At 57.6% G+C, this 12,361-nt stretch carries 10 protein-coding genes and 1 pseudogene; 2 read left to right on the top strand and 9 right to left on the bottom strand.

The genetic code is table 11. The features are described 5' to 3' along the window. Positions 1-104 precede the first annotated feature (104 nt). The 6 genes from ppiD to tig form a co-directional block, all read right to left on the bottom strand. Positions 105-2,018 carry a peptidylprolyl isomerase gene (gene ppiD / locus AACR14_RS02985; protein ID WP_019445065.1) on the bottom strand — a complete coding sequence of 638 codons (1,914 nt, stop codon included), beginning with the start codon at positions 2,016-2,018 and terminating at the stop codon, positions 105-107. A gap of 150 nt (positions 2,019-2,168) precedes the next feature. Then, a complete protein-coding gene (hupB, locus tag AACR14_RS02990) occupies positions 2,169-2,441 on the bottom strand; it encodes a nucleoid-associated protein HU-beta (protein WP_005315375.1) in 273 nt (90 codons plus the stop codon). 240 nt (positions 2,442-2,681) lie between these two features. After that, positions 2,682-5,036, bottom strand: coding sequence for an endopeptidase La (lon, locus tag AACR14_RS02995; RefSeq protein ID WP_005336976.1), 2,355 nt, complete (start codon positions 5,034-5,036; stop codon positions 2,682-2,684). 141 nt (positions 5,037-5,177) lie between these two features. Continuing rightward, positions 5,178-6,452 (bottom strand): ATP-dependent protease ATP-binding subunit ClpX, encoded by a 1,275-nt coding sequence (clpX, locus tag AACR14_RS03000; RefSeq protein ID WP_005336977.1) that lies wholly within the window; start codon positions 6,450-6,452, stop codon positions 5,178-5,180. Between the two features lie 70 nt (positions 6,453-6,522). After that, entirely contained in the window at positions 6,523-7,146 is a 624-nt protein-coding gene (clpP, locus tag AACR14_RS03005; RefSeq protein WP_005336979.1) for an ATP-dependent Clp endopeptidase proteolytic subunit ClpP, read from the bottom strand. An 86-nt stretch (positions 7,147-7,232) separates the two neighbouring features. Next, positions 7,233-8,543: a trigger factor gene (tig, locus tag AACR14_RS03010; protein ID WP_005345092.1), complete on the bottom strand. Its 1,311-nt coding sequence runs from the start codon at positions 8,541-8,543 to the stop codon at positions 7,233-7,235. A gap of 441 nt (positions 8,544-8,984) precedes the next feature. Between tig and AACR14_RS03015 the strand changes: the two genes are divergently transcribed. Then, positions 8,985-9,419, top strand: coding sequence for a YccF domain-containing protein (locus AACR14_RS03015; RefSeq protein WP_005336982.1), 435 nt, complete (start codon positions 8,985-8,987; stop codon positions 9,417-9,419). A gap of 92 nt (positions 9,420-9,511) precedes the next feature. Continuing rightward, positions 9,512-10,102: a 5'-deoxynucleotidase gene (gene yfbR, locus AACR14_RS03020; protein WP_019445066.1), complete on the top strand. Its 591-nt coding sequence runs from the start codon at positions 9,512-9,514 to the stop codon at positions 10,100-10,102. A gap of 87 nt (positions 10,103-10,189) precedes the next feature. Here yfbR and lolE read toward each other — a convergent pair whose 3' ends face one another. The 3 genes and pseudogenes from lolE to AACR14_RS03035 form a co-directional block, all read right to left on the bottom strand. Continuing rightward, positions 10,190-11,431, bottom strand: coding sequence for a lipoprotein-releasing ABC transporter permease subunit LolE (gene lolE, locus AACR14_RS03025; protein ID WP_019445067.1), 1,242 nt, complete (start codon positions 11,429-11,431; stop codon positions 10,190-10,192). Continuing rightward, entirely contained in the window at positions 11,431-12,129 is a 699-nt protein-coding gene (gene lolD, locus AACR14_RS03030) for a lipoprotein-releasing ABC transporter ATP-binding protein LolD (protein WP_005336988.1), read from the bottom strand. The genes lolE and lolD overlap by 1 nt, the downstream gene beginning before the upstream one ends. 88 nt (positions 12,130-12,217) lie before the next feature. Then, positions 12,218-12,361 (bottom strand): annotated as a pseudogene (locus AACR14_RS03035) (lipoprotein-releasing system transmembrane subunit LolC); the annotation flags it as partial.

Here is a 12,361-nt window from a genome sequence, read left to right on the forward strand (position 1 = left end):
ATAGCAGATAGCAGATAGCAGAACTTGAGTATCCCCCTCTTTTGCCCACAGATAAAAAAACGGCTCCATCAAGGAGCCGTTTTCAATGGATTGCGCAGTGCCGATTACTCGACGGTCGCTTCCACACTGGTGAAGTACTCGATCTTGGCCGCTTTGCGCAGCTCGTCGATCAGAGACTTGTAATCCACCTGAGCTTTGCCCTGACCCAGCTGAGCTTGCAGCATGGCGGCCATGCCGGATGCGGCGGCAGGGACGTTGACCTTGTCCAGCGCAACCACAACGCGGTCACCATTGGTCTCGGCAACCAGAGCCACGCTCGGCTTGCCGTCGATCGGATGGGGCAGCGTGAACGCCTGGGCAATCAGGTTCTGATCCAGCTCGCGATCGAAGCGGGCAACCCCTTTGTGGGTCTCCACTTTCAGACCGAGTGCAGTCAGATCGGCTGTGATGCTCTCACCGACTTTCAGCTTGTCCAGCAGGCCCTGGGCCTTGCCACGGGCCACTTCGCTAGCCTTGTCATGCTTGATGGCGGCAACCACCTGCTCTTTCACCTCGGCCAGCGGCTTGACCGCTTTGGGCTTGTGACCAGTGATGTGCAGCACCAGCGCCTTGCCGTCAGCCAGCTCGATCACGTCGGAGTTGGTGTTGTCATCGCGCAGCTGTTCGGAAAACGCCCCGGAGAGCACCTTGGGATCATTCAGCGGAGCCGGAGCAGTCGCCTGGGTGAAGAAATCGGAAGATTGAACCTTCATCCCCATGGCATCAGCGGTCAGATCCAGCGAGTCCGGGTTTTCGAAGCTGTTGTCAGCCATCTTCTGCTGCTCGGCGAAGAACTTCTCCTTGGCCTTGTCAGCTTGCAGGCGAGTGATGGTCTCTTCTTTCACATCGGCAAACGGCTTGGTCTGGGCTGCTTCAACCCCCAGCAGCTTGATGATGTGGAAACCGAACGGGCTCTTCACCACGCCGGAAAGATCGCCAGCCTTGTTCAGGGCGAACGCGGCTTTCTCGAAGGCCGGATCCATCACCCCTTTCTCGAACCAGTCCAGCTCGCCGCCTTTTTTGGCAGAGAAGGTATCGGAAGAGTCAGCCTTGGCCAGCGCAGCGAAATCATCGCCCGCCTTGGCTTTGGCCAAAACGGCTTCTGCTTTCTGCTCGGCCGCTTTCTCATCCTTGCCAAACGGGATAAGGATATGAGCCACATGGCGACGCTCGGCACGCTGGAACAGATCCTGGTGCTGATCGTAGTAATCCTGGGCATCCTGCTCGGTGACCTTGATATCCTTGGCGAGGTTGGCAGCGTCCAGCAGCAGATAGTCGACCTTGACCTGCTCGTCGTTCATGAAACGGGCGCCATTGGTCTTGTAGTACTGCTCCAGCTCGTTGTCGGAGACCTGAACGTCAGCCATGTAGTTGGCGGCAGCCAGACGTACCAGACGCAGATCGCGAGTCTGGTTGTAGAGCTTGTCGAGCTGCTCCGCTTCCCCCTTGAGGGAGAATTCGGTGCCCAGCAGAGCGCTCATCAACTGTTGACGCACCATGTCCTGACGCAGGGAGTCACGGAACATTTCAGGAGTCATGCCGGCACGACGGATCAGCTGCAGATAGCGGTCATTGTTGAACTTGCCATTCTCGGCAAACTCCGGCATGGCCACGATGGCTTGCTTGATCTGTTCGTCACTGATACGCAGACCCAGTTCACGGGCCTTGCTGTCCAGCAGCGCCTGATCGATCAGCCGATCCAGCACGCCGCGACGGAACTGTTTCATGTAATCGGGGTTCGCGGCCAGCTGGCTGAATGCCTCTCCCATCTGGGATTCCATGCGGGCGCGCTCGTTACGGTAGGCATTTTCCAGTGCCGCAGCACTGATCTCGGTGCCATTGACGGTGGCGGGGGCGGTACGGGCCGGGCCGTTCAGGTAACTACCTACACCAGCCAAGGCAAAGGAGAGGATGATCAGGCCCAAGATAACCTTGGCTACCTTGCCCTGCGCCCCTTCGCGTAGTTTATCCAACATCATGTTTGTACTTATGCTCCCGAACTCGATGGGCGTAAACAATAAAAAGGCGCACCGATTGCGATGCGCCTTGGTCAATCAGTATGAGAGAAGACTCTCTAACTTGTCTGGTCTGCGACCAAGGACGGTAGCCGACGGATATCAGCGACCGACTTAGTTAACAGCGTCTTTCAGGGCCTTACCGGCTTTGAAGGCAGGAACTTTACCAGCAGCGATTTCGATGGTCGCGCCAGTCTGCGGGTTACGGCCTGAACGGGCAGCACGCTCGCGTACAGCGAAAGTACCGAAACCAACCAGAGCAACCTGGTCACCCTCTTTCAGCGCTTCACCAACAGCATCAATGAAGGCATCCAACGCACGGCCAGCGGCAGCTTTGGAGATATCGGCACCGTCTGCAATCTTGTCAATCAGTTGAGATTTATTCACTCTTATATTCCCCTTTTATCAAACACCGCTGCGGCGCTGATTTCCCTGGCCACAACAAGTGGAGGTTTTATAGCAAGCCTCCTGATCAGTTGCAAGTGACAATCTGGCGCAAACCCGCGCCACACAACGCATTGCGACTCATCACGAGTACCCGATCGGTGGTCAAGGCTACTTCCGTTATCGGGCGCATGCAAGCCTTAACCACCCGCCGAATGCGCCAAATTTGCGGCGCATCAACATTTACACGACAGAAACGCGCTCAAACCCCTGTGGATTGTCCTGCAACGCCAATTCCAGCACCTCGTCAATCCAGCGAACCGGATAAATTTCAAGGTCTTGTTTGACGTTTGCCGGGATCTCCTCAAGGTCACGCTCGTTCTCTTTCGGAATAAGCACTCGCTTGATGCCGCCACGGTGGGCTGCCAGCAACTTCTCCTTGAGACCACCGATGGGCAGCACTTCGCCGCGCAAGGTGATCTCCCCTGTCATCGCCACATCAGCACGAACCGGATTACCGGTCAAGCTGGAGACCAGGGCGGTACACATGGCGATACCGGCGCTCGGACCATCTTTCGGGGTTGCCCCTTCCGGTACGTGCACGTGGATATCGCGCTTCTCGTAGAAGTCGGCATTGATGCGCAGCTTCTCTGCACGGGCCCGTACGACCGTCATGGCCGCCTGGATGGACTCCTGCATCACATCACCGAGAGAACCGGTATAAGTGAGCTTGCCCTTGCCCGGCATGTTGGTGGTCTCGATGGTGAGCAGATCGCCCCCCACTTCGGTCCACGCCAGACCACACACCTGACCCACCTGGTTCTGGTCGGTGGCCTTGCCGTAATCGAAACGCTGCACCCCAAGGAACTCCTTGAGGTTCTCCTGATTGACCTGAACGTGCTTGATGCTCTTGTCCAGCAGGATGCGCTTGACCGCCTTGCGACAAATCTTGGAGATCTCGCGCTCCAGACTCCGCACCCCCGCCTCGCGGGTGTAGTAGCGGATCACTCCGACCAGGGCAGAATCTTCGATTGTGATCTCGGACTCTTTCAGGCCGTTGCGCTGGATCTGCTTGGCAACCAGATGCTGCTTGGCAATGTTGAGCTTCTCATCTTCGGTGTAACCGGAGAGGCGGATCACTTCCATCCGGTCCAGCAAGGGGCCCGGGATGTTCATGGAGTTGGAGGTAGCCACGAACATCACGTCCGACAGGTCATAATCCACTTCCAGATAGTGATCGTTGAAGCTGTTGTTCTGTTCCGGATCCAGCACTTCCAGCAAGGCGGATGCGGGATCGCCACGCATGTCCGAGCTCATCTTGTCGATCTCGTCGAGCAGGAACAGCGGGTTCTTCACACCGACTTTCGCCATCTTCTGGATGAGCTTGCCAGGCATGGAACCAATATAGGTACGGCGGTGACCGCGGATCTCCGCTTCGTCACGCACCCCGCCGAGGGCCATCCGCACATATTTGCGGCCCGTCGCCTTGGCGATGGATTGGCCCAGCGAGGTCTTGCCCACACCGGGAGGCCCAACCAGACAGAGGATGGGGCCCTTGAGCTTGTTCACCCGTGCCTGTACCGCCAGATATTCGAGGATGCGATCCTTGACCTTCTCGAGGCCATAGTGATCGGCGTCCAGCACCTCTTGCGCCTTGCCAAGGTCTTTCTTGACCTTGGATCGCGCCTTCCACGGCACCTGTACCATCCAGTCCACATAGCTGCGCACCACGGTAGCCTCGGCGGACATGGGAGACATCATCTTCAGCTTGGCAAGCTCGGCCTGGGCCTTTTCACGGGCATCTTCCGGCATGCCAGCCTCTTCAATCTTGCGATTGAGGGCTTCAAACTCATCCGGGCTATCTTCCAGCTCACCCAGCTCTTTCTGGATGGCCTTCATCTGCTCGTTGAGGTAATACTCGCGCTGGCTCTTTTCCATCTGCTTCTTGACGCGAGTACGGATGCGCTTCTCGACCTGCAGCAGGTCAATTTCCGACTCCATCATCGCCATCAGGAATTCGATGCGCTCGGAAACCGAGACGATCTCCAGCACCTTCTGCTTGTCTTCCAGCTTGAGCGGCATGTGGGCCGCCATGGTGTCAGCCAGACGCGCAGCATCGTCGATCGCCGAGATCGAGGTCAGTACCTCGGGCGGGATCTTCTTGTTGAGCTTGATATAACCTTCAAACTGGCCGATGGCGGAGCGAACCAGTACTTCCTGATCCTTCTCCTCAATGGCTTGGGAGGGGATGTACTGGGCCTCGCAGACAAAGAAATCCTTGTCGTCGATCATCCGCTCCAGGCGGGCACGCTGCCCACCCTCTACCAGCACCTTGACGGTGCCGTCCGGCAGCTTGAGCATCTGCAGAATATTGGCCACTGTCCCGACGGTGAAGATCTCCTCCACCGTTGGCTCATCGGTTGACGCATCCTTCTGGGCCACCAGCAGAACTTTCTTGTCCTGCTCCATGGCCGCTTCCAGACAGCGAATGGATTTTTCCCGCCCCACAAAGAGTGGAATGACCATGTGGGGATAAACCACCACGTCACGAAGAGGCAGGACGGGAATCTCGATGCGTTCTGAACGCTCTAGGTTCATATATGTCCTCTCGGCTTGTTATACCGTTGGCAAAGCGCTTGGCTGAGTATATGGGGGCGCTGAGATGAGATTCAATCGCCGAAACCGTAAAAAGCATGAAAGGGGCAAAAAGCCCCTTCCATTTGATTAAAAATCAGACATTTACTCTGATGCAGCAGCCTGAGTTTCGGGATTTTCGTAAATCATCAAGGGCGCGGAGTCCCCTTTGATCACGGTCTCGTCGATCACCACCTTGCTGACCCCTTCCAGAGAAGGCAGGTCATACATGGTATCCAGCAGCACGGCTTCCACGATGGAACGCAGACCACGAGCACCGGTTTTACGCTCCATCGCCTTGCGGGCAATGGCGTTGAGTGCGTCGTCACGGAACTCCAGTTCAACCCCTTCCAGATCGAACAACGCAGCGTACTGTTTGGTCAGCGCGTTTTTCGGTTCTTTCAGGATCTGGATAAGGGCAGACTCGTCCAGCTCGGTCAGAGTCGCGACCACCGGCAGACGGCCGATGAACTCGGGGATCAGACCATACTTGATCAGATCTTCCGGCTCTACCTTGGCGAAGGTCTCGCTCAGGGTGGCCTTGGCATCCTTGGATTTCACCTCGGCACCAAAACCGATACCGGTTCCCTTCACGGAACGCTGCTCGATCACCTTGTCCAGACCAGCAAAGGCACCGCCACAGATGAAGAGGATCTTGGAGGTATCAACCTGCAAGAACTCCTGCTGCGGATGCTTGCGACCACCTTGCGGCGGCACGGAAGCGATGGTCCCTTCGATCAGCTTGAGCAGTGCCTGCTGTACCCCTTCCCCAGAGACATCGCGGGTGATGGAGGGGTTGTCCGACTTGCGGGAGATCTTGTCGATCTCGTCGATGTAGACGATGCCACGCTGGGCTTTCTCTACGTCGTAGTCGCACTTTTGCAGCAGCTTCTGGATGATGTTCTCCACGTCCTCGCCCACATAACCGGCTTCGGTCAGGGTGGTCGCATCGGCCATAGTGAACGGCACATCCAGCAGACGAGCCAGAGTCTCGGCCAGCAGGGTCTTGCCGCTACCGGTCGGGCCAATCAGCAGGATGTTGGATTTGCCGAGCTCCACACCACTGTTTTCGCCGCTGTTGCGCAGACGCTTGTAGTGGTTGTAGACGGCAACGGCCAACACCTTCTTGGCGTACTCCTGCCCGATCACATAGTCATCGAGATGAGCGCGGATCTGATGAGGGGTCGGCAGCTCGTTACCATCGCGCTTGGGCGAGATCTCGCGGATCTCTTCGCGGATGATGTCGTTGCACAGCTCGACGCACTCATCACATATGTAGACGGAAGGGCCAGCGATCAGCTTGCGCACTTCATGCTGGCTTTTGCCGCAAAAAGAGCAGTAGAGCAGCTTATCACCCTCACCCTTGCGTTTCTCTGTCATTCAGCAACCTCGTTTTATCAATAGAGGATGGATCGGCCTGTTGAGTTTACAACAGACCGGGACACCCTGCTCAGCTACGCTGGCTCAGGACACCGTCTACCAGACCATAGGCCACGGCCTGCTCGGCGGACATGAAGTTGTCACGATCGGTGTCACGCTCGATAGTAGCCATGTCCTGACCGGTGTGGAACGCCAGGCGCTCGTTCAGGGTATTTTTGATCTTCAGGATCTCCTGGGCGTGGATCTGGATATCAGATGCCTGACCCTGGAAGCCACCCAGCGGCTGGTGGATCATCACGCGGGCGTTAGGCAGGCAGAAACGCTTGCCCTTGGCGCCACCGGCCAGCAGGAAGGCACCCATGGAGCAGGCCTGCCCCATGCAGACGGTGCTGACATCCGGCTTGATGAACTGCATGGTGTCATAGATGGACATGCCCGCAGTCACCGAACCACCCGGCGAGTTGATGTAGATATAGATGTCCTTGTCCGGATTCTCGGACTCGAGGAACAGCAACTGGGCAACCACCAGATTGGCCATGTGATCTTCAACCTGACCAGTCAGGAAGATCACCCGCTCTTTCAACAGACGGGAGTAAATATCGTAGGAACGTTCACCCTTGGCAGTCTGTTCGACCACGATGGGGACCAGCGCATTGCTGGGAGAATCGGTCATATCGTTATAGTTCTTGTACATAAGGCATTGTCCCTAAAATAAAATGGCCCGAGTGGAGATCACACGAGCCATTATACTTAACAGTCTTGACCTTAAGTCAAATGTTCTTAGGCAGCGGCGCCAGACTTGTTGATCACTTCGTCAAAGGCAACTTCTTTTTCGGTCACTTGCGCTTTGGACAGGATCAGGTCGATGGCTTGATCTTCGACTGCCAGGTTACGAACGCCGTTCAGCATCTGTTCGTTCTTCTGGTAGTACTCGATCACTTCCTTCGGATCTTCGTAGGCAGTCGCCATGGACTCGATGATGCTGTTTACACGGGCATCGTCAGCCTTGATCTCGTTGGTGCGGATCACGTCACCCAGCAGCAGGCCTACGCGTACACGACGCTCGGCTTGAGCCTGGAACAGTTCAGCCGGCAGCTCGGGAGCGTTGCCGCCCTGGAAGCCACCGAAACGCTGCAGAGCCTGCTGACGCAGTGCGTCGATCTCTTGAGCAACGGCAGCTTTCGGCAGGTCGATTTGGTTGGCTTCAACCAGACCGTTCAGAACCTGCTCTTTTACGCTGTTTTTCAGGGCTTGAGCCAGTTCGCGCTCCATGTTCTTGCGCACTTCGGCTTTCAGCTCTTCAACAGAACCGCTTTCGATACCGAAACGCTTCACGAACTCTTCGGTCAGCTCAGGCAGGATCTGCTCTTCAACCTTGATCAGCTTGGAAGCGAACTTGGCCTCTTTGCCTTTCAGGTTTTCAGCGTGGTAGTCAGCCGGGAAGGTCACTTCGATGGTGAACTCGTCGCCCGCTTTCTTGCCCAGGATGGCGTCTTCGAAGCCCGGGATCATACGGCCAGCGCCCAGCACCAGGTTGAAGCCTTCAGCTTTGCCGCCGTCGAACTCTTCACCGTCGATGGAACCGACGAAGTCCATGGTCACACGCATGCCATTGGCAGCGGCAACATCGGCATCAGCCCAGGTAGCGTGCTGCTTGCGCAGGGTGTCGATCATGTTGGCCAGATCTTCGTCCTTCACGGTCGCAACCGGCTTCTCGACCTTGATGGTCTCGAGACCTGCAACTTCGAACTCCGGATACACTTCGAAAGTGGCGGTGAATTCGAAATCCTGACCTTCTTTGATCTCTTTCGGATCCATGGTCGGGGCACCAGCCGGGCTCAGTTTGTTTTCGATGATGGCTTTGATGAAGTTGCTCTGCATCATTTCATCAGCAACGCGGGCGTGAGCCATGGCGCCGAACATCTTCTTGATGATGGCAACCGGAGCCTTGCCAGGACGGAAACCGTCGATGCGACGAGTTTTGGCCAGGCCATTCAATTCTTTACGCACAGCGGCGTCTACGGTAGCAGCCGGTACAGTGATGGTAAGACGGCGTTCCAGACCCTGGGTTGTCTCTACAGAAACTTGCATTCTTCTACCTCGTTCAACTCAGCACTGTGTGCTGACCCTTTATTGCCCCTGGGCAAAGCCCGGAGTCTTCCTGTTTATAAAGACAACGATATGTCTTTGTGATGAGAAAATATGACGCGGCATTATAGCGGCGCACTTTGGTCGAGTCGAGCCACACATCCCCCACATTGAGCGGCGTGCAAGCACAATTCGTGCAAAACTGCCCTTTATATGGGGAGAGAGGTGCCCGACTTCAACTATCCGATGGCAATAATTTTGCGTTTGCTCACCTTTTTTCATCCGAACGCCGCTTTATTACCCATCTTTCTCCGAAAAACAGCCCACCGTTGCGGGCGGCGACTCAATTTGACCAGCCAAATGGCGATTGGACCAATCAACCATTGCGTCCCTACCCCTCCCTCGTTATGGTGGCAACCAAATTGATGATCTGGAGTCACTCACATGGCCTTTTTCCGCTTCTTGTTCAATCTGCTCTGGTTTGTACTGGGAGGTGTCTTTATGGGCCTGGCCTGGTGGCTGGCCGGTCTTGTCTGCTTTATCTCGCTGGTCGGCATCCCCTGGGGACGTGCCTGCTTCGTGATCGGCACCTTTACCTTCTTCCCGTTTGGCAAGCAGGCCGTCAATCGCAAGACCATGACTGGCCAGAGCGATATCGGCACCGGCACTCTGGGGCTGATTGGCAACATCCTCTGGTTCGTGCTGATCGGCGTCTGGCTGGCCATCGGCCACATCGCTTCCGCGCTGGCCTGCTTCGTAACCATTATCGGTATCCCGTTCGGTATTCAGCACCTCAAGCTGGCACTCATCAGTCTGGCTCCTATCGGCCAGATGATTGTGACCAACCAGGAGGCGGAATCGGGCCGCTATATCCGCTAAACACGGGAAATGCGCGGGCAGACGCTGCCCTGCAACGAAAAAAAGGGCAGACTAGGGTCTGCCCTTTTTTATTCTCTTTTGTTGAGGCCGTCATGTTACCCAGCCACTTTTTCGCCAATCTCGCCCGCATGAAACTCATCTACCGCTGGCCCCTGATGCGCAACATCCAGCCGGAAAACATCGCCGAACACAGCCTGCAGGTCGCCATGGTGGCCCATGCCCTCGGCATCATCAAAAATCGACTGTTTGGCGGCAGCGTGAATGCCGATCGCGCCGCCGTGATGGCCCTCTACCACGACAGTAGCGAGGTGCTGACCGGCGATCTGCCCACCCCGGTCAAATACTTCAACCCCGAAATTGCCCGCGAGTACAAGAAGATAGAGCTGGCCGCCGAACAGCGTTTGCTCGGCATGCTGCCACCGGAGCTGGTCGAAGATTTTCGCCCCCTGCTCGATTCGGCAGCCCAGGATGGCGAGCTGGCCAGACTGGTCAAGGATGCCGACACCCTCTGCGCCTATACCAAGTGTCTGGAGGAGATCAACGCGGGCAACCGGGAGTTCGAGCCGGCTCGCAAGCGCCTCGAGGCCATGCTGGCAGCGCGGATGAGCGATGAGATGCGCTACTTTATCGACACCTTCGTAGCCAGCTTCTCCCTGCCACTCGATGAGCTTAACGCTCACTAAGCCAGTCTACACGACCTGAAAACAGAAGGGCCCGCCGGTTTGCACCAGCGGGCCCTTCGTTATTTATTGCGCATTAGATGCAACGCATCAGTGACCCAACTCGCGGGACGGTACCAGACCGCTCGCCCGCCAGGCGGGATAGAGGGTCGCCACCAGACTCATCAGGATGGCGGCGCCCGTCACGATGAGCAGATCCTGCATATGCAACTCGGTCGGCAAGAAGTCGATAAAGTAGATATCCGGATTGAGGAAGCGATGGCCGATGAGCTTTTCGACAACGCTCAGGATCTGGGTCAGCTTGCTGGAGAGCAGTCCGCCCAGCAGGGCGCCAAGCAGCGCACCGGCTACACCGTTGACCATCCCCTGAATGACGAAGGTGAGCCGGATCTGGCCGGGGCTTGCCCCCATGGTTTTCAGGATGGCAATCTCGCTGCGCTTCTCGTTCACCGCCATCACCAGGGTGGAGACGATGTTGAAGCAGGCGACAGCCACCACCATCAGCATCACCACATACATGACGGTACGCACCATCTGGATGTCCTGATAGAGGTAGCCCTGGCTGTTCATCCAGCTGCGGATATAGACGTGATGAGGGAACTGCTGCGCGGCGGCTACGGTGATGGATTGCGCCTTGAGCACATCGCTCACCCGCAGGCTAAAGCCCTCCACGCCGCTGCCCATGCCGGTGATCGCTTGCGCATCGGCCAGATGCATAAAGCCGAGCAGGCCGTCGAGCTGACCGCCAATTTCCAGCAGCCCCACCACAGTCAGGGCTTCGCGCCGGGGATTCTTGATCCCCGCCTGATCGCCCCCTTGCGGCAGCAGCAGGGCGACCGAGTCCCCCACCTTGACGCCCAGCTTGTCGGCGATGGTCTTGCCCAAGATCACCCCACGTTCACCCGGTTGCAGTTCACGCAGGCCGCGGCCCGTCATGTATTTGCCGGCATCCGACAGATTGGCTTCCAGATCGGGCAGCACGGCGCGCAGTTGCACCCCCTTGAGGGCAGAGCCATGCTCCAGCAGGCCATTGAGGCGAATGACCGGCGCTGCCGCCTCAACGCCCGGCTGGGCCAGCAGGTAGTCGCGCAGACGTGGCCAATCCGGCAGCGGCCGCTCGACGGCGTCCAGCTCACCTTGCGGCACGACCGAGAGCACCCGATCTTTAAGCTCCCGCTCGAAACCGTTCATGGCGGAGAGGCCCAGGATCAGCGCCATCACCCCGAGGGCGATACCGATCAGGGAAGAGGCAGAGATAAAGGCGATAAACCCGTTGCGACGGCGGGAGCGGCTATAACGCAGGCCCAGAAAAAGGGGCAGCGGTTTGAACATCAGGCAACCTCCGCCATCACGCCGCTCACCAGGGTCACCCGGCGATGGAGCTTGGCCGCCAAGCTCAGGTCGTGGGTCACCACCACAAACGCAGTGCCCAGCTCACGGTTCAGTTCACACAGCAGTTCGTAGACAGCAGTAGCACTGGCGTGATCCAGATTGCCAGTGGGCTCATCCGCCAGCACCAGACTCGGTTCGTTGACCAGCGCTCGGGCGATCGCCACCCGCTGACGTTCGCCACCAGAAAGCTCGGAGGGACGGTGATTCAAGCGATGGGAGAGCCCCACCCGCCCCAGCATCTTGGTTGCCTTTTCGGTGGCAACCGCCACCGACTCACCGGCGATCAGCAGCGGCATGGCCGCATTTTCCAGCGCACTGAACTCGGAGAGCAGGTGGTGGAACTGGTAGACAAAGCCCAGCTCGCGGTTGCGAAAACGGGCCTGGGTGCGGCTATCCCAATGGTGGATATCCTCCCCCTTGAACAGCACGGCGCCACTGGAGGGGTTGTCGAGGGCCCCCATCAGATGCAGCAGAGTGGTCTTGCCGGAGCCCGAGCTCCCCACCACCGCCAGCATTTCACCGGGCGCGACACAGAGATCGATCCCCTTGAGCACCTGAGTCTCCAGCTCCCCCTCTTTATAGACATGATTAAGCGCCTGGCAGCGCAGCAGAGGTTCACGGGATACGGCTTCATTCATAACAGGGGCTCCACTTGCCTCGGTAACAACGCTGGCACCCGCAACTACGGGGGCACCAGTCACAACAGAAGATGCATTATTCACGGCATTACTCATAACGCAGCGCCTCGGCCGGTTTCACCCGCGCAGCGCGGGCCGCCGGATAGAGGGTGGCACTGAAGCTCAGCAGCACGGCGCCCAGCAAAATGGTGATGACCTGAGCCGGCTCGACAATCACCGGCAGGCCACTGCC

Origin of the sequence: Aeromonas sp. 159 (genome assembly GCF_963862045.1) — a bacterium.
Lineage (GTDB): Bacteria > Pseudomonadota > Gammaproteobacteria > Enterobacterales > Aeromonadaceae > Aeromonas > Aeromonas veronii.

Coding starts and splice junctions, on each gene's coding strand:
- ppiD (WP_019445065.1), bottom strand. CDS start 2,018: ATGATGTTGGATAAACTACGCGAAGGGGCGCAGGGCAAGGTAGCCAAG.
- lon (WP_005336976.1), bottom strand. CDS start 5,036: ATGAACCTAGAGCGTTCAGAACGCATCGAGATTCCCGTCCTGCCTCTT.
- clpX (WP_005336977.1), bottom strand. CDS start 6,452: ATGACAGAGAAACGCAAGGGTGAGGGTGATAAGCTGCTCTACTGCTCT.
- clpP (WP_005336979.1), bottom strand. CDS start 7,146: ATGTACAAGAACTATAACGATATGACCGATTCTCCCAGCAATGCGCTG.
- tig (WP_005345092.1), bottom strand. CDS start 8,543: ATGCAAGTTTCTGTAGAGACAACCCAGGGTCTGGAACGCCGTCTTACC.
- AACR14_RS03015 (WP_005336982.1), top strand. CDS start 8,985: ATGGCCTTTTTCCGCTTCTTGTTCAATCTGCTCTGGTTTGTACTGGGA.
- yfbR (WP_019445066.1), top strand. CDS start 9,512: ATGTTACCCAGCCACTTTTTCGCCAATCTCGCCCGCATGAAACTCATC.
- lolE (WP_019445067.1), bottom strand. CDS start 11,431: ATGTTCAAACCGCTGCCCCTTTTTCTGGGCCTGCGTTATAGCCGCTCC.
- lolD (WP_005336988.1), bottom strand. CDS start 12,129: ATGAATGAAGCCGTATCCCGTGAACCTCTGCTGCGCTGCCAGGCGCTT.